17 protein-coding genes and 2 tRNA genes are annotated in these 22,636 nt (G+C 59.9%); 7 read left to right on the top strand and 12 right to left on the bottom strand.

Going from position 1 to position 22,636, the window contains the following annotated elements; all coding sequences use genetic code 11:
- Window positions 1-11: 11 nt before the first annotated feature.
- The 3 genes from AC1RAC_RS10530 (at window position 12) to AC1RAC_RS10520 (ending at window position 2,730) form a co-directional block, all read left to right on the top strand.
- On the top strand, window positions 12-1,136 hold the full coding sequence (locus AC1RAC_RS10530; RefSeq protein ID WP_252951094.1) for a 2-aminoethylphosphonate--pyruvate transaminase: 1,125 nt from the start codon (window positions 12-14) through the stop codon (window positions 1,134-1,136).
- Between the two features lie 97 nt (window positions 1,137-1,233).
- Window positions 1,234-2,061, top strand: a complete 828-nt coding sequence (gene phnX, locus AC1RAC_RS10525) for a phosphonoacetaldehyde hydrolase (RefSeq protein ID WP_054917363.1) — start codon at window positions 1,234-1,236, stop codon at window positions 2,059-2,061.
- A gap of 114 nt (window positions 2,062-2,175) precedes the next feature.
- Window positions 2,176-2,730 carry a cytochrome b gene (locus tag AC1RAC_RS10520; RefSeq protein ID WP_072446094.1) on the top strand — a complete coding sequence of 185 codons (555 nt, stop codon included), beginning with the start codon at window positions 2,176-2,178 and terminating at the stop codon, window positions 2,728-2,730.
- A 68-nt stretch (window positions 2,731-2,798) separates the two neighbouring features.
- Here the strand turns inward: AC1RAC_RS10520 and AC1RAC_RS10515 are convergent, their stop codons facing one another.
- Together AC1RAC_RS10515 and AC1RAC_RS10510 are read right to left on the bottom strand one after the other, a co-directional pair.
- Complete coding sequence (locus AC1RAC_RS10515; RefSeq protein WP_072446098.1) at window positions 2,799-3,740, bottom strand: 1-aminocyclopropane-1-carboxylate deaminase/D-cysteine desulfhydrase; 942 nt, start codon at window positions 3,738-3,740, stop codon at window positions 2,799-2,801.
- A gap of 56 nt (window positions 3,741-3,796) precedes the next feature.
- Window positions 3,797-5,836: an oxidoreductase gene (locus tag AC1RAC_RS10510; RefSeq protein WP_492616553.1), complete on the bottom strand. Its 2,040-nt coding sequence runs from the start codon at window positions 5,834-5,836 to the stop codon at window positions 3,797-3,799.
- A 211-nt stretch (window positions 5,837-6,047) separates the two neighbouring features.
- Between AC1RAC_RS10510 and AC1RAC_RS10505 the strand changes: the two genes are divergently transcribed.
- The gene (locus tag AC1RAC_RS10505) at window positions 6,048-7,178 is read left to right on the top strand and encodes a carbon-nitrogen hydrolase family protein (RefSeq protein WP_034127941.1); all 1,131 of its coding nucleotides are present in this window, start codon (window positions 6,048-6,050) and stop codon (window positions 7,176-7,178) included.
- Between the two features lie 4 nt (window positions 7,179-7,182).
- The gene (locus tag AC1RAC_RS10500; protein ID WP_034127942.1) at window positions 7,183-8,217 is read left to right on the top strand and encodes an AraC family transcriptional regulator; all 1,035 of its coding nucleotides are present in this window, start codon (window positions 7,183-7,185) and stop codon (window positions 8,215-8,217) included.
- A gap of 366 nt (window positions 8,218-8,583) precedes the next feature.
- Here AC1RAC_RS10500 and AC1RAC_RS10495 read toward each other — a convergent pair whose 3' ends face one another.
- Both AC1RAC_RS10495 and AC1RAC_RS10490 read right to left on the bottom strand, forming a co-directional pair.
- Window positions 8,584-9,375: a DUF2242 domain-containing protein gene (locus AC1RAC_RS10495; protein WP_034127943.1), complete on the bottom strand. Its 792-nt coding sequence runs from the start codon at window positions 9,373-9,375 to the stop codon at window positions 8,584-8,586.
- An 88-nt stretch (window positions 9,376-9,463) separates the two neighbouring features.
- A complete protein-coding gene (locus AC1RAC_RS10490) occupies window positions 9,464-10,363 on the bottom strand; it encodes a LysR family transcriptional regulator (RefSeq protein WP_169918742.1) in 900 nt (299 codons plus the stop codon).
- Between the two features lie 117 nt (window positions 10,364-10,480).
- On the opposite strand from AC1RAC_RS10490, the gene AC1RAC_RS10485 reads away from it, so the two are divergent.
- Both AC1RAC_RS10485 and nhaA read left to right on the top strand, forming a co-directional pair.
- Window positions 10,481-11,662 (top strand): MFS transporter, encoded by a 1,182-nt coding sequence (locus AC1RAC_RS10485; protein WP_054897259.1) that lies wholly within the window; start codon window positions 10,481-10,483, stop codon window positions 11,660-11,662.
- A gap of 118 nt (window positions 11,663-11,780) precedes the next feature.
- Window positions 11,781-13,124, top strand: a complete 1,344-nt coding sequence (gene nhaA, locus AC1RAC_RS10480) for a Na+/H+ antiporter NhaA (protein ID WP_054897258.1) — start codon at window positions 11,781-11,783, stop codon at window positions 13,122-13,124.
- A gap of 200 nt (window positions 13,125-13,324) precedes the next feature.
- On the opposite strand, the gene AC1RAC_RS10475 is transcribed toward nhaA, so the two are convergent.
- The 8 genes from AC1RAC_RS10475 to AC1RAC_RS10440 form a co-directional block, all read right to left on the bottom strand.
- Window positions 13,325-15,199, bottom strand: a complete 1,875-nt coding sequence (locus tag AC1RAC_RS10475; protein WP_103299422.1) for a SurA N-terminal domain-containing protein — start codon at window positions 15,197-15,199, stop codon at window positions 13,325-13,327.
- 228 nt (window positions 15,200-15,427) lie between these two features.
- A complete protein-coding gene (locus AC1RAC_RS10470; protein WP_003174819.1) occupies window positions 15,428-15,700 on the bottom strand; it encodes an HU family DNA-binding protein in 273 nt (90 codons plus the stop codon).
- Between the two features lie 149 nt (window positions 15,701-15,849).
- Window positions 15,850-18,246 (bottom strand): endopeptidase La, encoded by a 2,397-nt coding sequence (gene lon / locus AC1RAC_RS10465; protein ID WP_034127948.1) that lies wholly within the window; start codon window positions 18,244-18,246, stop codon window positions 15,850-15,852.
- 188 nt (window positions 18,247-18,434) lie between these two features.
- Window positions 18,435-19,718 carry an ATP-dependent Clp protease ATP-binding subunit ClpX gene (clpX, locus tag AC1RAC_RS10460; RefSeq protein WP_003192254.1) on the bottom strand — a complete coding sequence of 428 codons (1,284 nt, stop codon included), beginning with the start codon at window positions 19,716-19,718 and terminating at the stop codon, window positions 18,435-18,437.
- 112 nt (window positions 19,719-19,830) lie between these two features.
- The gene (clpP, locus tag AC1RAC_RS10455) at window positions 19,831-20,466 is read right to left on the bottom strand and encodes an ATP-dependent Clp endopeptidase proteolytic subunit ClpP (RefSeq protein WP_003192255.1); all 636 of its coding nucleotides are present in this window, start codon (window positions 20,464-20,466) and stop codon (window positions 19,831-19,833) included.
- A gap of 91 nt (window positions 20,467-20,557) precedes the next feature.
- The gene (gene tig / locus AC1RAC_RS10450) at window positions 20,558-21,868 is read right to left on the bottom strand and encodes a trigger factor (protein WP_034127949.1); all 1,311 of its coding nucleotides are present in this window, start codon (window positions 21,866-21,868) and stop codon (window positions 20,558-20,560) included.
- A gap of 401 nt (window positions 21,869-22,269) precedes the next feature.
- Window positions 22,270-22,345: transfer RNA gene (locus AC1RAC_RS10445), tRNA-His, on the bottom strand.
- 77 nt (window positions 22,346-22,422) lie between these two features.
- Window positions 22,423-22,507, bottom strand: a tRNA-Leu gene (locus AC1RAC_RS10440).
- Window positions 22,508-22,636 lie beyond the last annotated feature (129 nt).

Below are 22,636 nucleotides of genomic sequence, written 5' to 3'. Positions count from 1 at the left end.
GAGGATTTGACATGCCCACTGCCGCGCCGATCCTGTTGACCCCCGGCCCCCTGACCACCTCGAACCGCACCCGCCAGGCGATGATGACGGACTGGGGCTCGTGGGACGACCGCTTCAACCAGCTCACAGCCAGTGTGTGCAGGCAGCTGCTGGCGATCCTCAACGGCGCCGACAGCCACCACTGCGTGCCGTTGCAAGGCAGCGGCACCTTCGCCGTCGAAGCCGCGATCGGCACCCTGGTCCCCCGCAATGGCAAGGTGCTGGTGCTCATCAACGGCGCCTACGGCAAACGCCTGGCGAAAATCTGCGAGGTGCTTGGCCGCGCATTCAGCACCTTTGAAACCGCCGAAGACGAGCCCACCACTGCCGCCGATGTGGATCGTCTGTTGCACGCCGACAGCGCCATCACCCATGTCGCACTGATCCATTGCGAAACCAGTACCGGCATTCTCAACCCGTTGCCGCAGATCGCCGAGGTGGTCAAACGCCACGGCAAGCGCCTGATCATCGACGCCATGAGTTCCTTCGGCGCGCTACCGATTGATGCCCGCGAAATCCCCTTCGACGCGCTGATCGCCGCCTCGGGCAAATGCCTGGAAGGCGTACCGGGCATGGGCTTTGTCTTTGCGGAAAAACACGCACTGGCCGCGGCACAGGGCAACTGCCATTCCCTGGCGATGGACCTGTTCGACCAGCACAGCTACATGACCAAAACCGGCCAGTGGCGCTTCACCCCGCCGACCCACGTGGTCGCCGCCCTGCATGAAGCGCTGTTGCAGTACGCCGAGGAAGGCGGCCTGCCCGCCCGTCACCAGCGCTATGCAAATAACTGCCAGGCCTTGCTGGACGGCATGGCCGAACTGGGCGTGCGCAGTTTTCTACCGGCGGCTATCCAGGCGCCGATCATTGCCACCTTCCACGCCCCCGACGATCCTCGCTATCAGTTCAAAGCGTTCTACGAACGGGTCAAGGCCAGGGGTTTCATTCTGTACCCGGGCAAATTGACCCAGGTGGAAACCTTTCGCGTGGGCTGCATCGGTCATGTCGACGCGGCCGACATGCGCGCAGCCGTCAAGGCCATCGCCGAGGTGCTGCAAGAAATGTGCAGGAGCGAGCTTGCTCGCGAAGAGTGTTAACGAAAACGCGGGCATCCTGAGTTAACGCGGCGCCTGGATGTTTTTCGCGAGCAAGCTCCTACATAGATGAATGTTATTACCCCACAGGATCTGAACCATGAACTATCAAAACCCCAACACCCTCCAGGCCGTTATCCTCGACTGGGCTGGCACCGTGGTCGATTTCGGCTCCTTCGCCCCCACGCAGATTTTTGTCGAGGCCTTCGCCGAGTTCGACGTGCAGGTGTCGATCGAGGAAGCCCGTGGCCCGATGGGCATGGGCAAGTGGGACCATATCCGTACGCTCTGCGACCAGCCGCAGGTTGCCGAACGCTACCGCAAGGCGTTCGGCCGCACGCCCACCGACGACGACGTGACCGCCATCTACCAGCGCTTCATGCCGCTGCAGATCGAGAAGATCGCCGAACACTCGGCCCTGATCCCCGGCGCCCTCGACACCATTGCAGCGCTGCGCGGCCAAGGCATCAAGATCGGCTCCTGCTCTGGCTACCCCAAGCAGGTGATGGACAAGGTCGTGGCCCTGGCCGCCACCAACGGCTACGTCGCCGACCACGTCGTGGCCACTGACGAAGTGCCCAACGGCCGACCATGGCCGGCCCAGGCGTTGGCCAACGTGATCGCCCTGGGCATTGATGATGTGGCGGCCTGCGTGAAGGTCGACGACACCGTGCCGGGCATTCTCGAAGGTCGCCGTGCCGGCATGTGGACCGTGGCCCTGACCTGCTCGGGCAACGCGCTGGGCCTGACCTACGAGCAGTTCCGCGCCCTGGACACCGACACACTGGCCAGCGAACGCCAGCGCATCGAAGCGATGTTCGAAGCTTCACGCCCACACTACCTGATTGACACCATCACCGATCTGCCACAGGTCATCAGTGACATCAACCAGCGCCTGGCCCGCGGGGAAATGCCGCAGGCCTACTGACCGAGGTCAAGACAACGGCATTGGCAACAAGCGCAGCGCTCAAAACAGGCATAGAGTTAATGCACTCCATCGCTAAAGAATGGAGGTATGCCCTGATGAGTGAGGAACACAGCGATGCCGTGGAAAAATTCCGATACACGCTACAGCACCATGTCGATTGCGTTGCACTGGTTGATGGTGGTGCTGCTGGCGGTGGTCTACGCCTGCATTGAACTGCGCGGCCAATTCCCCAAAGGCAGCGGCGCACGCACGCTGATTGTGGAAATGCACTTTATGCTCGGCCTTACCGTGTTTGTGCTGGTATGGCTGCGCCTGTTCGCACGCAGCCTGGGGGTGGCGCCGAAGATCGTGCCGGCACCGCCGCAATGGCAAAGCCTGCTGGCGACACTGATGCACGCTGCGTTGTACGCGTTGATGATCGGCATGCCGATTGCCGGCTGGTTGATCGTCAGCGCCGAAGGGCACTCGGTGATGTTCTATGGGATGGAGTTGCCGCCGTTGATTGGGGAAAACAAGGCACTGGCCAAGGAGATTGAAGGCTGGCATGTGCTGTTTGGCCAGATCGGGTACTGGCTGATCGGGCTGCACGCGGTGGCGGGGATCTTTCATCATTACGTGATGCGCGATAACACGGCGCTGCGCATGATGCCGGGTGGGAGGAGGCTTTAACCCAGCCAATTAGCTCCCCTGTGGGAGCGGGCTTGCCCGCGAAGGCGGTGTGTCAGTCACAGTGCCTCTTACTGCAAGACCGCTTTCGCAGGCAAGCCAGCTCCCACAAGGGGTTTGCGCCAGTCGCTGAAGCCTCGGCGGCCTTGCAGGCCGCCGGTATGGATGAAGATCAGGCGCATGCCGGGGGCAAAGCGTCCGGCCTCGATCTGCTGTTTCAACGCCAGCAGCGCCTTGCCGGTGTAAAGCGGTTCCAGCGGTAGACCGCACGCTTGTTCGGTGCGCTGAATGAAGTCGAGCAACAGTGGATCGGCTTTGGCAAAGCCGCCGCGACTGGCGTCCAGCAATGTATAACCGTCCTGCACGATGGCACTCACGTTCTGCGCCACACCGTGGTCATCCGGCACCGCCATGGCGCCATATACCGGATGCGCGCCCGCCTCCGCCAGTGCCAGCCCGGCCAGTGTCGTGCCGGTACCCGCCGCCAACCACCAGGCGTCGTAATCGCTCCAACCGAGGCTGTCCAGTTGCGCCCGCGCCTGCTCGACCAACACGCCACAGCCCTGCGCGCCGGCCAGCCCACCGCCGCCTTCGGGTATCGGATGAAAGCCAGGATACTGCTCGCGCCAAGGCAACCAGAAACCCGCTTCATGCCGCGCCCTATAACCGCCATAACCGAGCCAATGCAGCTGCATGCCAAACGCTTTGAGGTCGAGAACCGTGGGGGTGTCTTGAGGATGGCCCCGCAGCAGGCCGACCGTGGAAAAACCAAAGCGCTTGCCCGCCGCCGCCAGCGCATGCAAATGGTTGGAGTACGCACCGCCGAGACTCATCACCCCGGTGGCTCCAGCGTGTCGGGCCTGGGCCAGGTGCTCGGTGAGCTTGAACCACTTGTTGCCGCTGATAAGCGGATCGATACGGTCCAGGCGCAGCACGGCCAGCTCGACACCGTTCAGCCAATCCAGCTGCAAAGGTTCAAGGGGCGCATAAGGCAGCCAATCGAAAGGGCCCATTGGCAGGTATCTGAATGAAAAAGGGGCGGTAGTCTAACACCGCCCCTCTCGTCGTCTTACAGCTCTGCAGCCAGGCGCGAGCCCTGGTTGATGGCGCGCTTGGCGTCCAGTTCGGCCGCCACATCGGCGCCACCGATCAGGTGCACGTTCTGGCCGGCGGCGACCAGGCCGTCGTGCAATTCGCGCAGCGGGTCCTGGCCGGCACAGATGACGATAGTGTCCACCGCCAGGACTTGCGGCTCGCCCTCGGCGCCGATGCGGATATGCAAGCCTTCATCGTCGATCTTCAAGTACTCGACGCTGTTGAGCATCTGCACCTGCTTGTTCTTCAAACCGGTGCGGTGGATCCAGCCCGTGGTCTTGCCCAGGCCATCGCCCACTTTGGAAGCCTTGCGTTGCAGCAGGAACACTTCACGGGCCGGCGCGTGGCGCTCGGGTTTGATCCCGGCCACGCCACCACGGGCTTGCAGCTGAGTGTCGATGCCCCATTCTTTCCAGAACGCCTCACGATCCAGGCTGGTGGAGACGCCTTGGTGCACGAGGAATTCAGACACGTCAAAACCGATGCCGCCGGCGCCGATCACCGCCACGCGCTTGCCCACCGGCTTGCGCTCGAGGATCACGTCCAGGTAACTCAGGACCTTGGCGTTGTCGACACCGGGAATCGCCGGGGTACGCGGTGCGATGCCGGTGGCCAGGATCACTTCGTCATAACCGCCCGCTACCAGTTGCGCAACGTCGACACGGGTGTTGAGGCACAGCTCGACGTGGGTGGTCTGCAATTTGCGTTTGAAATAACGCAGGGTCTCGAAGAACTCTTCCTTGCCCGGCACGCGCTTGGCGATATTGAACTGGCCGCCGATCTCGCTGGCGGAGTCGAACAAGGTCACGTGATGCCCGCGCTCTGCGGCCACGGTAGCCGCGGCCAAACCCGCAGGGCCTGCGCCGACGACCGCGACCTTTTTGATCTGCTTGACCGGCAAGTAATTGAGCTCGGTTTCGTAGCACGCCCGCGGGTTGACCAGGCAGGTGGTGAGCTTGCCGCCAAAGGTATGGTCCAGGCATGCCTGGTTGCAGCCGATACAGGTATTGATCTCATCGGCGCGCCCGGCGGCGGCCTTGTTGACGAACTCGGGGTCGGCGAGAAACGGCCGCGCCATCGAGACCATATCGGCGTCGCCTTCGGCCAGGATCTGCTCAGCAATTTCCGGGGTGTTGATGCGGTTGGTGGTGATCAGCGGAATCTGTACCGAACCGCGCAATTTGGCCGTGACTTTACTGAACGCACCACGGGGTACCTTGGTGGCGATGGTCGGGATACGTGCTTCGTGCCAGCCGATACCGGTGTTGATGATCGTCGCGCCGGCCTGTTCGATGGCCTTGGCCAACTGCACGATCTCTTCCCAGACACTGCCGCCTTCCACCAGGTCGAGCATCGACAGGCGGAAGATGATAATGAAGTTCGGGCCTACGGCTTCGCGTACGCGGCGCACGATTTCCACCGCCAGACGCATGCGATTTTCAAAGCTGCCGCCCCAACGGTCGGTGCGATGGTTGGTATGGGCAGCGAGGAACTGGTTAATGAAGTAGCCTTCGGAGCCCATGATTTCGACGCCGTCATACTCGGCGACCTGGGCCAGCAGCGAGCAGGTGACAAAATCCTGGATCTGCTTTTCGATGCCCTCTTCATCCAGTTCCTTGGGTTTGAACGGGTTGATCGGCGCCTGGATAGCGCTCGGAGCCACCTGCTTGGGGCTGTAGGCGTAACGCCCGGCGTGGAGGATCTGCATGCAGATCTTGCCACCCGCGTCGTGCACGGCTTGGGTAACGATCTTGTGCTTGCTCGCCTCTTCTTCGGTGGTCAGCTTGGCTGCACCGGCGTACACGCCGCCTTCATCATTGGGGCCAATGCCGCCAGTGACCATCAGGCCTACGCCGCCACGGGCGCGCTCGGCAAAATAGGCCGCCATACGCTCGAAACCGCCGGGCTTTTCTTCCAGGCCGGTGTGCATCGAACCCATCAGGGTACGGTTGCGCAAGGTGGTGAAACCCAGGTCCAACGGGGCCAGCAGGTGCGGGTAGGCAGCAGCGGTCATGGTACAGCTCCACAACGGATCATCACGGGACGTGGCGCACTCGAACGGCGTGCCATCGGTTTATGTCCCACAGACTAAGAGGCGGTGGACCACGGCTCAATGACTGAAACTGACAAGTTATTGATCCAAATGCACAGCGCCCCTTGGCAAGCCACGCCATGGGCCCTACCCTAGTCGCGAACCCTGCACCTGGTCTGTTGTCTGTTGCCCCATGCGTAAACTTCTAGCGTTCACCGTCATCATGGCCCTGGTTGCCTCACTCGCCGCGTATCTGGTCTGGACCCAGGAGCGCCCCGTGGCGCATTACCTGTCCGACCTGCGCATCACCCTCGCCGTCAACGAGGGCGAACCAGCCGACCGGGGCAACCTGCTGGGTATCCAGCCGGAACTGTTCCCTGCCGATTACCAGAGCCTGGAACGCCTGCATCTGAAGCTGTCCGCCTACCTGCAAAATGCCCGGGACCTTGGGCTGATCAATGCCAAGACCGTTGTGGTGCTGCCGGAACATATCGGCACTTGGCTGATGCTCGGCGGAGAAAAGAATGAGCTGTACCAGGCCGCTCACCTCAAGGACGCCATGAACTGGCTGTCGATCAGCAACCCGCTGCAATTTGCCAAAGCCTGGATCAGCGCCACTGGCGACAACCGCATGGACGATGCGTACCTGCGCATGAAAGCCCCGGCAATGGCCCGCGACTATCAAGTGTTGTTTGGCGGCCTCGCCAAAGAATTTGGCGTGACCCTGGTGGCCGGTTCCATCGCCCTGCCCAACCCGAGCGTGATCCAGGGGCAACTGGAGATCGGCCACGGCGCGCTGTACAACGCCAGCGTGGTGTTCGCCGCCGACGGCTTGCCGCTGGGCCAGCCGCAGCGCCAGCTTTACCCGATCTACGATGAACGTGGCTTTATAGAACCTGGCGATGAGCATGTCGTCAACGTTGTCGATACCCCCGCCGGGCGCCTGGGCATTCTGGTCGGCAGCGACAGCTGGTACCCGGACAACTACCGCAAGCTCAACGAGCAAGGCGCGCAATTGATCGCGGTACCCGCTTTTGTCACCGGCCGCGATACCTGGGACCGTCCGTGGCGCGGTTTCAAGAGTGTGTCTACGCCCTCAGAAGTGAGCCTCAAGCCTGAAGAAACCAGTGAGGGCGCGGCCTGGCGTCGCCTTACCCTGATCAGCCAGCCGCCTGTCAGCGAAGCCACCGCGGGCATGAGCGTCTTTCTGCGCGGACAATTCTGGGACCTGGGCAGCGCCGGCCAAAGTTTTCTCAGTCGCAATGGGCAAGTCTTCGCCGATGGCGACGCCCATGGTGCGCGCCTGCTGAATATCTGGCTGTAGCGCCGTGAAGCCGGTGCGCCTGGGGGATCTGTCGGTGGGCTTCGTGCACACCCTGGCCGACGCCATCCACAGCCACGGCCTGGACCCACAGCCCCTGCTGCTGCAATACGGCCTCGATCCAGCTCGCCTGGCTGAGGCCGGCGCACGCTTGTCGATCCCGCGCTACATGCGCCTGGGCCACGCGGCCATCCAACTGACCGGCAACCCCGGCCTGGGTCTGCGTATGGGCCAGCTCAGCCGCTTGAGCCAGGCTGGTCTTGCCGGCGTTACTGCCGCCCAAGCGCCCACCGTGCGCGAAGCGGCACGCACGCTCACACGCTTTGAAGCACTGTACGGCTCCAACTATCGCGGGCAATCAAGCTTTCATGAAGACGCCGAAGGCGCGTGGCTGAGGTTTTATTCCATCAGCCCCTACAACACCTATAACCGCTTTGTGGTGGATTCGATCATCGCCGGCTGGCTGCAGCAATTGTCTGGCCTGGCCCAACAGCCGGTGCAGGCCCAGCGCATTGAAATCGAATTCGACGCGCCGGACTACCACGACCACTACAGGGTGCTGGGAGAGGGCGTGGTCCACTTCGGCGCCGAGGTCAATCAACTGCGCCTCAGCCAACCCACCCTGGCGCTGCGCAACCCGCAGCATTGCCCAAGCACCTGGCACCTGTTGCTACAGCTGTGTGAAAGGGAATTAGAGCAGTTGACCCGCACCCGCAGCCTGCGCGAGCGCATTACCCGGTTGCTCGGGCCGATGCTCAATGGCGGCCGGGAACCCGACCTGGAGGAAGTGGCGGCACGCTTGAAGCTGCCAACCTGGACATTGCGGCGCAAACTGGCCGAGGAAGGCACGCAGTTTCGCGCGATCCTCAATGACACCCGTCGCGACCTGGCCATGACCTACATTCGCGATACGGAACTGGCGTTCGGCGAGATCGCCTACTTGCTCGGTTTTGCTTCGGCCCAAGCCTTCCAAAGGGCCTTCAGGCGTTGGAACAACCAGACCCCAGGGGAATTTCGCCGCAGTCAGCGCCACTCCGCCTGAAGTCGGTGTTACAGCTCGGTGGCATCGTCGGCAGGATCCAGTGGGTCTAGCTCGAATGCCTGATACTCCAGCAGCTCTTCCTGGTAATCGTCCATGGTGGACTCCTTTTCGTGTTGAAAGCGGTTGCAGATTAATGACCTGCGAACCCAGCCTAAAGTGCCGTCATGACGAAAAAATGTCGACGCCGTGACATTCCTGCTCTTCAGGATTAAACGTAGCGGCGATCACTTGATTTAACTCAACCGCAACCTCGGTCAAAATGTGGGAGCGGCTTTGCTCGCGAAAGCGGTGGGTCATTGAACACACTTGGCGACTGTTACACCGTATTCGCGAGCAAGCCCGCTCCCACATCAGAACAGCATTGCGTTACTGCGCAGGCATCGGAAGCGGTGGAATCGCTTCCGTCGGCGCCGGCAAGGACGGATCAGTCGGCGCCGGTGCAACCGGAGCAGGCTCTGTCACCGGTGCAATCGGTGCAGCCTCAGGTGGCGGCGCAAGCGGCTCTGCAGCGGCAGGCGCTACAGGCACATCCTTCGGCGCTTCGACCTTCTCGGCTGCCGGAGCGGTCTTGGGCTCGGGCACGCCGAGGTCGGCCTTGGGCTGCTCGGGGATATGCTCGGCCTGCTTTACTTCCTGCGGCAGGAACACGTCCACCAACGCAAAGTAGCGCTCGTAGAACTTCGGTGCCGAGACGGTCTCGCTTGCCACCTTCACCATCGAGTCGTCGGTGGAGCCAATCGGCATCGACACCGAGCCCAGCACGCCCACACCGAGGCTCGCGGAGTTGTTGACCTTCTTCAGCGCATAGCGGTCCTGCAAGGCGTTGGCAAACATCGTCGAGTGATTGCTGCCCTTGCCATCAGCAGCGCACACCACATTGAAACTGATCTGCAGGTGGGTCTCGCCGGTCTGCTGGAAGCTCTTGTTGCCGGCCACCAACTTCGGATCGCTGCTGGTGATGATGTAGCCCTGGCTCAGCAGGGCACGGCGCGCAGCTTCACAGGCCGCCACATCGCTGACCGGGTAATCGCGGGAAAACGTACCGGAATCGTCGAAATTCTCATGTTCATAGATAGCGGTCTTGGGTGACGAGCAGCCCGCGGCGCCCGCCAGCACCAGCGCCAACCCGAGATTGCGCAAGTGAAATGATGTCGACATTGAAAATCCTGAAGAAAACGGTCCGGACGGTATTGTGCAACAGAACGCGACATTGAAGCGCGATTCCTGTCGGTAAAACATCTCAAGCTCATACAGCGGCGTCAGTAGGAAAAAGCCCGGCGCACATATGATCGATAAAGGCCCGCAGCTTGGCCGAAGCATGGCGACTGGCCGGCCACAGCAACCAGAAACTGCCGCGATGTTCGAGGTGCTCATCCAGCACCCGTCGCAAACGCCCATGCTGTACGGCCTGGTTGACCATGTAGTCCGGCAGGCACGCAATGCCCAGTCCTTCTTGCACCACATGATTGAGGGACTCGATGGTAGTGCTGACCAGCGGTGCGCGCAGGTTCAGTTCTGCCGCCCCCGGGACATGACGCAGCGGCCAAGGCTCCAGCTTACCGGTGGCGCAGAATTTGTGCCGCAGGCAGGCGTGATGATTCAGGTCCTGGGGCCGACGGGGGGTGCCGTGCTGGTCGAAGTAGCCGGGCGTACCGACGAGGACCAACTGGTAATGCCCAAGATGGCGCACCATCAAGCGCGAATCTTCTGGCTTGCCGGTGCGAATCACCGCGTCGAAGCCCTCCTCTATCACGTCCACCATGCGATCGGAAAAATCCACATCCAACTCGATGTCCGGGTAGGCACGCATAAAATCGCTGATCACCGGCATCAACAAACCACGCACTTGGGGCACACTGATCCGCAGCTTGCCGCGAGGCTTGGCAGTGACCTCAGTCAATTCCTGTTCGGCCGCTTCCAACTCCGCCAGGATGCGCCGCGAACGTTCCAGGAAGAGCGCGCCCTCGCTGGTCAGAGTGATGCTGCGGGTGCTGCGATGAAACAACCTGACGCCCAGGCGCTCTTCCATTCGCGCAATGCTTTTACCCACCGCCGACGATGACACGCCCAGTGCACGGCCCGCAGCGGTGAAGCTAAGCGTTTGCGCGACCTGCACAAAAACCGAGAGGCTGCCCAGATTGTCCATGGTGATGCCTTTGCCGATTGCGGACATCAACGTCCGATAAGTTCGGAACCTTAGCCTGTTTTTCCGCGCCTCGCAGCCCCCTACCCTGGCGCCTTGACCCTTTCAAGGAGAGCCCCGATGAACGACAGCCCCCAATTGATCGATACAGCCCCCCACGCTGACCCCCTGCCACTGGCCGGTTTGCTGGCGTTGGCCTGCGCCGGCTTTATCACCATCCTCACCGAGGCAATGCCCGCCGGTTTGTTACCGCAAATCGGTGCTGGGCTCGGGGTCTCCCAGGCTCTGGTCGGGCAACTGGTAACGCTCTATGCGCTCGGCTCGTTGCTCGCCGCTATCCCCCTGACATTGCTGACCCGGGGTTGGCGCCGGCGGCCGTTGCTGTTGATCGCCATCGGCGGCTTTGCATTGGTTAACAGTGTCACCGCCTTTTCCAGCCACTATGGCTTGACCTTGGCTGCACGATTTTTCGCCGGTGTGTTCGCGGGCTTGCTGTGGGCCTTGCTGGCGGGTTACGCCAGTCGTATGGTCGCACCTCATCTGCAGGGCCGGGCGATTGCCGTCGCCATGCTGGGTGCGCCGCTGGCCTTGTCCCTCGGCGTGCCCGCCGGCACCCTGCTGGGTACGCTGGTCGGATGGCGCGCCAGTTTTGCCATCATGACTGGCCTGACCCTGTTACTGCTGGTATGGGCGCGTTGGCAACTGCCGGATTTTGCCGGTGAACCGCCAAGCAAACGCCTCGGCTTACGTCAGGTACTGGCGTTGCCAGGCATACGGCCGGTGCTCTGGGTGACCTTTACCTACGTGCTCGCGCATAACATTCTCTATACCTACATCGCCCCTTTGCTGGTGCCCGCCGGTATCGGCCGCGAGATTGATCGCGTGCTGCTGGTGTTCGGCCTGATGGCCCTGCTGAGTATCTGGCTGGTAGGCGTCTGGATTGACCGGCACCTGAGGCTACTGACCCTCATCAGTTGCGCGATGTTCGCCGTTGCGGCCCTGCTGCTCGGACTATGGTTCAACTGCGTAGTCGCCATTTACGTCAGCGTGGCGTTGTGGGGGCTCGCCTTCGGTGGCCTCCCAGCGCTATTGCAAACCGCGCTGGCCAAGTCGGCTGGCAACTCGGCCGATGCCGCCCAATCGATGTTGGTCACGGTATGGAACCTGGGCATCGCCGGAGGTGGATTAGTGGGCGGGCTCTTGCTCGAACGTTGGGGCGTCGTGACATTTCCATGGGCAGTTCTAGGATTGATCGTGTTGGCGCTGGGCGCAATCCGGGGTAAAGCGCTGCCCGCGCGATGACAAGTTTGTTTACAACTTATTCCTCACCTTCCTATCATCGCCCCTGGGTGCGTTGTTGCATAAAGCACGGCGCAGGTTAAAAGCCAAGCATTGGTCGGGCCGCCAATGGAGATTTGTCGTGCCTGATAAACACCCCGCCATCCCCCGCCCCCAGCGTTTGACTGAGGGCGCGCTGTCCGCCCTTGAGCGCTTTTCACACATCGAAGCCGTCAGCGGTATCGTGCTGCTGCTGGCCGCCATCGTCGCGCTGGTGTGGGCCAACAGCCCCGCCGCCGCGACCTACGAGCATTTCTGGAACACGCCCATCACCCTCGGGCTGGGCGATTACAGCGTGTCGCGCTCCCTGCATTTTCTGGTGAATGACGGGCTGATGACCATTTTCTTTCTGGTGGTCGGTACCGAGATCCGCCAGGAAATCAAAGACGGCGCCCTCGCCAACCTGAAGCTGGCCACGCTGCCCTTGGGCGCGGCGTTGGGCGGTGTGCTGATGCCCGCACTCATCTACACCCTGCTCAACCACGACACCGCCGCCGCGAGTGGCTGGGCAGTCCCCACCGCGACCGACATCGCCTTTGCCGTGGGTGTGCTTGCGCTGCTGGGCAAATCGATTCCGAGTGGCGTACGCATCCTGCTGCTGGCCTTGGCGATCATCGATGACATCGTGGCGATTCTGATCATCGCGATCTTTTTCACCGCCAGCCTCGACTACATGGGCTTGGTGATTGCTGCCGGCGGGCTGGCCCTGGTGTTGGTGTTCCAACGCATGGGCATCAGCAAGGCGGCGATCTACCTGCTGCCAGGCGCTATCGTGTGGTTTGGCCTGCTCAAGACCGGCGTGCACCCGACGCTCGCCGGGGTGATCCTTGGCTTGATGACCCCCGTCAATTCCAAGCCCACCCGGGAACGCCCGCTGGAAACCATCGAACGCACCTTCAACGAGCTGATGGACCGGTTCTCGCAGCCAGCCGAAGGGGCCCAACAAGTCGCCACGCCCCTCAAGCAATTGCGCGAAGCTCAACGGGAAATACTGCCGCCGGTGCAGCGTGTTCAATCGGCGCTGCACCCGTGGGTAGCGTTCGGCGTGATGCCGCTGTTTGCATTGGCCAACGCCGGTGTGAGCCTGGACGGTTTCAATCTGGATGACCCGCTGGCCCACGGTGTGTTCATGGGCGTCATCTTCGCCCTGGTGCTCGGCAAGCCTCTGGGCGTGATGCTGGCGAGCCTGGCGCTGGTCAAGCTCAACATCTGCAAGCTGCCGGACGGTGTGACCTGGACGGGCGTTGGCCTGGTCGGCCTGCTGGCGGGGATCGGTTTCACCATGTCGATCTTTATCTCGTCCCTGGCATTTTCCGACCCGGCCCTGCTGTCGGCTGCGAAGCTGAGCGTATTGGCGGCTTCAACCCTGGCGGCGGTGATCGGGTTGACGTGGGGCAAGCTCAAGTTTGCTGCCAAGCCTATCTGAGGCAGAGCACCAACCTGTGGCGAGGGAGCTTGCTCCCGCTGGGTCGCGAAGCGGCCCTAAAAAGCCGGGACTGCTGCGCAGTCAACGGGAGCAAGCTCCCTCGCCACAGTGACAGTCCCATTTAACTGAGTAGCCGCTTTATCAAGGGCAAAAAAAGACCCCGGCCTTTTCAGGTCGGGGTCTTTTTATTCAGGCCGGCATCAATACTTCTTGATGTCTGCCTGGGTTTCCAGCTGCTTGCGGTAGGCCGCGAAGTCCTGCTGGCCAATACGGGAAGCGAGGAAGCGGCGGTATTGCGCTTTTTCTTCGTCCGTAGGGGCCGCCGCTTCGTTCACACCGTTCAAGCGCACGATCACCAGGCTGCCATCGCGCAGGGTCACGGTGGTGAAGGTCGGCTTGTCCTTGGCCACAGGCTTGGGCATGCGGAACAAGGCTTGCAGCACGGCCGGGTCGATGGAGTCCTGACCACGGGTAGCTGCCTCAGTCACCTTCCAGGCCTGGCCGTCAACCGGCTGGTCCAGCGCGGTCTTGCCATCACGCAGGCTGGCGATCAACTCGTCGGCATGGGCTTTGGCGGCAGCGCTCGCGCGCTCCTTGGTCATCTGGGTGCGAATGGCCGCAGCGACGTTCTCCAGCGGCAACTGGGCCGGCTTGAGATGCTCTTTGGCACGCAGCACGATGATGGTTTCCGGGTCCAGCTCGATAGCGCTGCTGTTGGCACCTTCATCCAGCACTTCCGGGCTGAAGGCTGCAGTGACCACGGCACGGTTGGCCGCAACACCTTCGCCACCTTCACGGCCAAACGGCGCGGAAGTGTGGACGGTCAGCTTCAGGTCAGACGCCGGCTGGGCCAGGTCAGAGGCTTCGAATGCCGCATCTTCCAATTGCTTGGTCGCTTCGACAAAACGCTGTTCAACCTGCTGTGCCTTGAGCTCGCGGGTCAGCTTGTCTTTCAGGCTGGCGAACGATGGCACCTCAGGCGCTTCAACGCCCAGCAACTTGATCAGATGCCAACCGAAGGTAGTGCGCACTGGCGCCGACACCTGGTCTTGCTTCAAGCCGTACAGCGCGGTTTCGAAGTCCGGGTCATAAACGCCAGGGCCGGCAAAGCCGAGGTCACCGCCATTGTTGGCCGAACCTGGGTCCTGGGAGAACTCCTTGGCCAGGGCTTCGAACTTCTCACCCTTGGCCAGGCGCGCCTGGATGTCTTCGATCTTGGCCTTGGCTTGCGCCTCGGTGACCTTGTCGTTGACTTCAATCAGGATATGCGCGGCACGACGCTGTTCAGCGAGGTTGGCGGTTTCCTTCTCGTAGGCAGCCTGCAGCTCATCGTCCTTGACGCTGACCTGGTCGAAGAAGGAAGACTTCTTCAACTCCAGATAGTCGATGACCACCTGGTCCGGGGTCATGAACTCTTTGGCGTGCTGGTCGTAGTAGGCCTTGACCTCGTCGTCGGTGAGTTTCACCGCCGCAGGGTCAGCCTTGATGTTGACGGTAGCGAAGTCGCGGGTCTGTTTTTCCAGACGGGCAAATGCCAGCACCTCGGCGTCGGTCACAAAACCGCTGCCGGCGATGCCTGCGCGAACCTGGCCGATCAGCATTTCCTGGGTCAGCATTTGACGGAATTGCATGCGGCTATAGCCCAGCTGACGGATCACCTGGTCAAAGCGTTCGGCGTTGAACTTGCCGTCCACCTGGAATTCCGGCGTCTGCAGGATCACCTGGTCCAGCGCCGCTTCCGAGAAGCCGAACTTGGAATCGGCAGCACCTTGCAGCAGCAGCTTGCGGTCGATCAGGCCCTTGAGGGCAGCATCGCGCAGCAGTTTTTCGTCCAGCAGGGAAGCATCGAAATCCTTGCCCAACTGTTGCATCAGCTGGCGCCGTTGCATATCGACGGCCTGGCTCAGTTCGGTCTGGGTGATTTCTTCACCATTGACCTTGGCCACGTCCTGCTTGTTATTACCCGAAGCCTGGAAAATGGCTTCGATACCGGTGAACGCCATCAAAGCGACGATGATCCCGATAATGGTCTTGGCAATCCAGCCTTGTGAATTGTCCCTGATATTTTGCAGCATGCGTCCCCCAGAAACGGTTGAACTTCAAAAATTAGGCAACCGTGGAGCGTGGGTAGAGTCCGGATAGAAGAAAGGCGCATCCGAGGATGCGCCTTCTCGTAACTGGCGGAGCGGACGGGGGTTCGAATCTGCACCCCCGGCGTGGCGACCCGATACGTGGGTCAGCTACCGCTCCGCTGCCAGGCCAGACCTGCGTCCGACCCGGGTAAGCAAAGGCTTGAACGAAGCTTAGTTAACGGCTTCTTTCAGGGCTTTACCGGCTTTGAAACCTGGTTTCTTGGCAGCAGCGATTTGCAGTGCTTTGCCGGTCTGTGGGTTACGGCCAGTGCGAGCTGGGCGGTCAGTCACAGAGAAAGTACCGAAGCCTACCAGTACCACGGAGTCGCCGGCCTTCAGAGCGCCAGTGACGGATTCGATTACTGCGTCCAGCGCACGGCCAGCAGCAGCTTTCGGGATATCAGCGGATGCAGCGATAGCATCAATCAGTTCCGACTTGTTCACTCTAAGTCCCCTTATATATCTATTGAGTATGATTCTAAGTTTTTTGGTAAAAAGCAAAACCAGTGCTGAATGGCCTACAGACACTTAAGAGCCGCTTTATAACAAGGGCTCTAAAAAGCTGTCAAGGAAGCCCCCCAGGCTCCAACACATTAATGCGTGCTAATTCTTTCCTTGGAATCGGACTCGCGTTTTTCGTCCTTCGCGACTATCTCCGGGACCACATCCGGCAAGGGCTCCGGCGCGTATTGCAGCGCAATTTGCAGGACCTCGTCAATCCATTTAACCGGTTTAATCTGAAGATCCTGCTTGATATTGTCAGGAATTTCCTTCAAGTCGCGAACATTCTCTTCAGGAATGATCACGGTCTTGATTCCACCCCGGTGCGCAGCGAGTAATTTCTCTTTCAGGCCACCGATCGCCAATACCTGACCACGCAGGGTAATTTCCCCGGTCATCGCCACATCGGCGCGCACAGGAATGCCGGTCAACGCTGATACCAGCGCCGTGCACATGCCTACGCCAGCGCTAGGGCCGTCTTTAGGGGTCGCCCCTTCCGGCATGTGGATATGGGTGTCGTGCTTCTCGTGGAAGTCCAGCGGGATGCCCAGGCTGCGGGCGCGGCTGCGCACCACGGTCTGCGCGGCGGTAATGGATTCGACCATCACGTCCCCCAGGGAACCGGTCTTGATCAATTGGCCTTTGCCCGGAATCACCGCAGCTTCGATGGTGAGCAATTCGCCACCTACCTGGGTCCACGCCAAACCAGTCACCTGGCCGACCTGATCCTGTTGCTCGGCCAGGCCGTAGCGGAATTTCTTCACGCCCAGGAAGTGTTCCAGGGAATCGGCAACTACCTTCACAGAGAAGCGTTTTTCCAGCGCGTGCTCCTTCACCGCCTTGCGGCAGATCTTCGCGATCTGGCGCTCAAGGCCCCGTACACCGGCCTCGCGGGTGTAGTAGCGCACGATGTCACGGATCGCCTCGACCTCGAATTCGATCTCGCCCTTCTTCAGGCCGTTCGCCGAAATCTGCTTGGGCGCCAGGTACTTGACTGCGATGTTGATCTTCTCGTCTTCGGTGTAGCCCGGCAGACGAATCACCTCCATCCGATCCAGCAAGGCTGGCGGAATGTTCATGGAGTTGGAGGTGCACAAGAACATTACGTCAGACAAGTCGTAGTCGACTTCCAGGTAATGGTCGTTGAAATTATGGTTCTGCTCGGGATCAAGCACTTCGAGCAAGGCCGACGCCGGATCGCCACGCATATCGCTGCCCATTTTGTCGATTTCATCGAGCAGGAACAGCGGGTTGCGTACACCCACCTTTGTCATCTTTTGAATCAATCTTCCTGGCATCGAACCGATGTAGGTACGGCGATGACCACGGATTTCCGCTTCGTCACGCACGCCACCCAAGGCCATGCGCACGAACTTGCGGTTAGTCGCGCTGGCAATCGATTCCGCCAGGGATGTTTTACCCACACCTGGAGGCCCGACCAGGCACAGCACCGGCCCGCGGATTTTTTTCACACGCTTTTGCACGGCGAGGTACTCAAGGATGCGCTCCTTGACCTCTTCCAGGCCGTAATGGTCAGCGTCGAGGATCTCTTCAGCACGGGCCAGGTCCAGGCGCACCTTGGTCTGGGCCTTCCACGGCACTTGCACCAACCAGTCGATATACGAGCGCACCACGGTGGCTTCGGCCGACATCGGCGACATCTGCTTAAGCTTGTTCAGCTCCGCGGTGGCCTTGGTCAGGGCGTCTTTGGGCAGGCCAGCGGCATCGATACGCTTCTTCAGCTCTTCGATTTCGTTGTGGCCCTCCTCGCCGTCACCGAGTTCTTTCTGAATGGCCTTCATCTGCTCATTCAGATAGTACTCGCGCTGGCTACGCTCCATCTGCTTCTTCACACGGCCACGGATGCGTTTCTCAACCTGCAGCAGGTCGATTTCGCCATCCAGCAACGCCAGCACGTGTTCGACACGGGCCGACAGGTCGATGATTTCGAGGATGTCTTGCTTCTGCTCGATCTTCAGCGCCATGTGGGCGGCCATGGTGTCGACCAGGCGGCTTGGCTCATCAATGCTGTTGAGGGACGACAGGACTTCAGCCGGAACTTTTTTGCCCAGTTGCACATACTGCTCGAACTGCGAGAGCAGGCTGCGCACGAACACCTCGGACTCACGCTCCGGGGCTTCGACTTCGTCGATCAGCGCCACTTCTGCACGCAGGTGGCCATCCACCTCCATGAAACGCTCTACGGCGCCGCGCTGCTCACCTTCGACTAACACCTTGACGGTGCCATCGGGCAGTTTGAGCAATTGCAGGACAGTGGCAATGGTGCCGACGCGATACAGGGCATCTTCACCTGGATCATCATCGGCAGGATTCTTCTGGGCCAACAGCAGGATTTGCTTGTCGCCCGTCATCGCGGCCTCGAGGGCTTCGATAGACTTCTCGCGCCCCACGAACAGCGGGATAACCATGTGCGGATAGACGACGACATCACGCAACGGCAGGAGAGGCAATTCGATGGTTGTCTTCATGATTTCGCCTCTATGACAGTTCAAAAATAAGCTTGAAACCAAGATGGGGGTTACATGCAAAAAAAACAAGCTCAATGCCAGTAGTTAAACGCATGAATACACGCGAATTTAACCACCGCTCCGAGAAAAGCCCCCAAAAAACAAGGGGCCCCTAGAGGCCCCTTGCTTGTACCGCAACTGCTGAACGCTTACGCGTCGGGTGCAGCCTTGGCAGCCGGCTCACTGTTTTCGTAGATATACAGTGGCTTGGATTTGCCTTCGATCACGCTTTCGTCGATCACCACTTTACTCACCTCGGACTGCGAGGGGATTTCGTACATGGTGTCGAGCAACACGCCTTCGAGAATAGAACGCAGGCCACGTGCACCGGTCTTGCGCTCCAGTGCCCGCTTGGCCACCGATTTCAGCGCATCGGTACGGAACTCGAGGTCTACACCTTCCATCTCGAACAATTTGCCGTATTGCTTGGTCAGGGCGTTTTTCGGCTCGGTGAGGATCTGGATCAAAGCCGCCTCATCCAACTCGTCCAACGTCGCCAGGACCGGCAGACGGCCAACGAATTCCGGGATCAGACCGAACTTGACCAGATCGTCAGGCTCGACTTCACGCAGGGACTCGCCCACCTTCTTGCCTTCTTCCTTGCTACGCACTTCCGCACTGAAACCAATGCCGCCACGGGTGGAACGCTGCTGAATCACCTTCTCCAGACCGGAGAACGCACCGCCACAAATGAACAGGATGTTGCGCGTATCAACCTGAAGGAATTCCTGCTGCGGGTGCTTGCGGCCGCCTTGTGGCGGAACGGAAGCAACCGTGCCTTCGATCAGTTTCAACAGGGCCTGCTGCACGCCTTCACCGGAAACGTCCCGGGTGATCGACGGGTTGTCCGACTTGCGCGAGATCTTGTCGATCTCGTCGATGTAGACAATACCCATCTGGGCTTTCTCTACGTCGTAGTCGCACTTCTGCAGCAGTTTCTGAATGATGTTCTCGACATCTTCACCCACGTAGCCAGCCTCGGTAAGGGTGGTGGCGTCGGCGATGGTGAACGGAACGTTCAGCAGGCGAGCGAGGGTTTCTGCAAGCAGGGTTTTACCCGAGCCTGTAGGACCGATCAGCAAGATGTTGCTCTTGCCAAGTTCAACCTCGTCACCTTTCTTGTCACGCTGGTTCAAGCGCTTGTAGTGGTTGTACACCGCTACGGCCAGAACCTTCTTTGCACGCTCTTGACCAATGACGTACTGGTCAAGGATGCCGCTGATTTCTTTAGGCGAAGGTAATTTATGCGCACTGCTCTCGGCCTGGGCTTCCTGCACCTCCTCACGGATGATGTCATTGCACAGGTCGACGCATTCGTCGCAGATAAACACCGAGGGGCCGGCAATCAATTTGCGTACTTCATGCTGGCTTTTGCCACAGAAGGAGCAATAGAGCAGCTTGCCGTTGTCCTCGCCGTTGCGGGTGTCAGTCATTCGTTCGATCCAAATCCGATAGGCTTGCAACACAAGATGAAGGCTTATGCGGGCTTTTTCAAGCCCGCCAGTGGTCGGACATGCCGACCAGCCCTATTTTGAGCGGCTTATATTAAGCGGGGCGCTTGTCGATCACTGCGTCGATCAACCCGTATTCCTTGGCGGCTTCAGCGCTCATGAAATTGTCACGGTTGGTATCGCGCTCGATTTCTTCCAGGGTGCGCCCGCTGTGCTTGGCCATCAGCGTGTTGAGACGCTCACGAATGAAGAGGATTTCCTTGGCGTGGATTTCGATGTCCGACGCCTGGCCCTGGAAACCGCCCAGTGGCTGGTGAATCATCACACGCGAGTTCGGCAGGCAGAAACGCTTGCCTTCGGCACCCGCGGTCAGCAGGAAGGCGCCCATGCTGCACGCCTGGCCAATACAGGTGGTCGACACGTTTGGCTTGATGAACTGCATGGTGTCGTAGATCGACATGCCCGCAGTCACCGAACCGCCCGGTGAGTTGATGTAGAGATGGATGTCCTTGTCCGGGTTTTCCGCTTCAAGGAACAGCAATTGCGCACAAATCAGGTTGGCCATGTAGTCCTCTACCGGGCCAACCAGAAAGATCACTCGCTCCTTGAGCAGGCGCGAGTAGATGTCGTAGGCGCGTTCGCCACGAGCGGACTGCTCGACAACCATCGGGACCAGGCCGCCTGCGGCCTGGATATCAGAGTTCTGCTGAATATAGGAATTACGGAACATGCTCTGCAGTTACTCCCAAATAGTCATGTCTTGAAAACGCATAAGCCAGCGCGAGGCTGGCTTATGGTTGAATTTCCAACGAGTTGGACAATCAGTCGGCTTGTGCTGCTTCCGCCGGTTTGACTGCTTCTTCGTAAGAGACCGCTTTATCGGTCACCTTAGCCTTCTGCAGAACAGTATCCACAACTTGTTCTTCCAGCACAACCGAACGTACTTCGTTCATCTGCTGCTCGTTCTTGTAGTACCAAGCCACGACCTGCTCAGGCTCCTGGTAGGCCGAAGCCATTTCCTGGATCATTTCGCGAACGCGGTCTTCGTCTGGCTTGAGGTCAAACTGCTTGACCACTTCGGCCACGATCAGGCCCAGCACAACGCGGCGCTTGGCTTGCTCTTCGAACAGCTCGGCCGGCAGTTGGTCAGGCTTGATGTTGCCACCAAACTGCTGAACCGCTTGAACGCGCAGGCGATCCACTTCGTTGGACAGCAGGGCCTTAGGCACTTCGATCGGGTTGGCGGCCAGCAGACCGTCCATGACCTGGTTCTTGACCTTGGACTTGATAGCCTGGCGCAGCTCACGCTCCATGTTCTTGCGAACTTCGGTGCGGAAGCCTTCGATGCCGGTTTCCTTGATGCCGAACTGAGCGAAGAACTCTTCGTTCAGCTCTGGCAGCTTAGGCTCGGAAACGCTGTTGACGGTAACGGTGAACTCGGCGGCTTTGCCAGCCAGGTCCAGGTTCTGGTAGTCAGCAGGGAAAGTCAGGTTCAGAACGCGCTCTTCGCCGGCTTTGGCGCCAACCAGGCCGTCCTCGAAACCAGGAATCATGCGGTTGGAACCCAGCACCAGCTGAGTGCCCTTGGAGGAGCCGCCAGCGAAGACTTCGCCGTCAACCTTGCCAACGAAATCGATGTTCAGTTGGTCTTCGTTCTGGGCGGCACGGTCGGCCACTTCAAAACGAGTGTTCTGCTTGCGCAGGATTTCCAGCATGTTGTCCAGGTCCGAATCAGCCACTTCGGCGCTCAGACGCTCGATTTCGATACCTTCGAAACCGGCCACTTCAAATTCCGGGAACACTTCGAATACGGCAACGTATTCCAGGTCCTTGCCCGCTTCCAGGGACTTGGGCTCGATCGAAGGCGAGCCAGCAGGGTTCAGCTTCTGCTCGACAACGGCTTCGTAGAAGGAAGCCTGGATCACGTCACCTACAGCTTCCTGGCGCGCATCGGCACCAAAACGACGCTTGATTTCGCTCATAGGCACTTTGCCTGGACGGAAACCAGCGATCTTGGCCTTTTGGGCAGTCTGCTGCAGACGCTTGTTGACCGCAGTCTCGATACGCTCTGCCGGCACGGTGATGCTCAGGCGGCGCTCGAGAGCAGTAGTATTTTCAACAGAAACTTGCATGGATATTCCTCGTTGCACAGACATTAGCCGGCCATTTCCGACCCCAATCAAGGGCATGCATTCTAGTGGGTCAAACTCAAGAAGTCACCCTACTGAAAACACCGCGAAAAACAGCCGGCAATTTATCGGTACGAAAGCACTGAAGTACCTCGCCCCGGTGACAAATACAGCCAAATTGCGCCAGGGCTCTGCGCCGCCCCTCTCTATATATAGAAGGAACAACCATTCATCTCCCTGACGGCCCGCCCTGCGAACAAGGCGAGCAAGCAACGCGGCATCATCGAGATACATAAATACGACGACACGCCCTGCCGGGGCAGCCCAGCACCTGCAACCACCCAATCTCAAACCGCCAAAACCAAAAAAGGCGCCAGACTGTTAAATCTGGCGCCTTTCGAATATGGGGTGGACGAAGGGGATCGAACCCTCGACAACGGGAGTCACAATCCCGTGCTCTACCAACTGAGCTACGCCCACCATATTGCGTTAACAAAGAAACCAAACCACTTCTTTGTTGAGCCCTGCCCCGCCTGACGACCGGGAAAAGCTTTAATTGGTGCGGATGAAGAGACTCGAACTCTTACGCCTCGCGGCGCTGGAACCTAAATCCAGTGTGTCTACCAATTCCACCACATCCGCGCTTGAAGCTCTTAAAGCAAAGGCGCCAGACTGTTAAATCTGGCGCCTTTCAGAATATGGGGTGGACGAAGGGGATCGAACCCTCGACAACGGGAGTCACAATCCCGTGCTCTACCAACTGAGCTACGC

This window comes from Pseudomonas sp. GW823-FHT02F05 (assembly GCF_058797315.1).
Note: the sequence above shows the minus strand (reverse complement) of the source record. Positions and strands in the feature narration are given on the sequence as shown.

Excerpts from the sequence above, each read along its gene's own strand:
- AC1RAC_RS10530 (WP_252951094.1), top strand. The coding sequence starts at position 12 with ATGCCCACTGCCGCGCCGATCCTGTTGACCCCCGGCCCCCTGACCACC.
- AC1RAC_RS10485 (WP_054897259.1), top strand. The coding sequence starts at position 10,481 with ATGAACGACAGCCCCCAATTGATCGATACAGCCCCCCACGCTGACCCC.
- AC1RAC_RS10515 (WP_072446098.1), bottom strand. The coding sequence starts at position 3,740 with ATGGGCCCTTTCGATTGGCTGCCTTATGCGCCCCTTGAACCTTTGCAG.
- phnX (WP_054917363.1), top strand. The coding sequence starts at position 1,234 with ATGAACTATCAAAACCCCAACACCCTCCAGGCCGTTATCCTCGACTGG.
- clpX (WP_003192254.1), bottom strand. The coding sequence starts at position 19,718 with ATGACTGACACCCGCAACGGCGAGGACAACGGCAAGCTGCTCTATTGC.
- lon (WP_034127948.1), bottom strand. The coding sequence starts at position 18,246 with ATGAAGACAACCATCGAATTGCCTCTCCTGCCGTTGCGTGATGTCGTC.
- AC1RAC_RS10520 (WP_072446094.1), top strand. The coding sequence starts at position 2,176 with ATGCCGTGGAAAAATTCCGATACACGCTACAGCACCATGTCGATTGCG.
- clpP (WP_003192255.1), bottom strand. The coding sequence starts at position 20,466 with ATGTTCCGTAATTCCTATATTCAGCAGAACTCTGATATCCAGGCCGCA.
- AC1RAC_RS10495 (WP_034127943.1), bottom strand. The coding sequence starts at position 9,375 with ATGTCGACATCATTTCACTTGCGCAATCTCGGGTTGGCGCTGGTGCTG.
- AC1RAC_RS10510 (WP_492616553.1), bottom strand. The coding sequence starts at position 5,836 with ATGACCGCTGCTGCCTACCCGCACCTGCTGGCCCCGTTGGACCTGGGT.
- AC1RAC_RS10505 (WP_034127941.1), top strand. The coding sequence starts at position 6,048 with ATGCGTAAACTTCTAGCGTTCACCGTCATCATGGCCCTGGTTGCCTCA.
- tig (WP_034127949.1), bottom strand. The coding sequence starts at position 21,868 with ATGCAAGTTTCTGTTGAAAATACTACTGCTCTCGAGCGCCGCCTGAGC.
- AC1RAC_RS10475 (WP_103299422.1), bottom strand. The coding sequence starts at position 15,199 with ATGCTGCAAAATATCAGGGACAATTCACAAGGCTGGATTGCCAAGACC.
- AC1RAC_RS10490 (WP_169918742.1), bottom strand. The coding sequence starts at position 10,363 with ATGGACAATCTGGGCAGCCTCTCGGTTTTTGTGCAGGTCGCGCAAACG.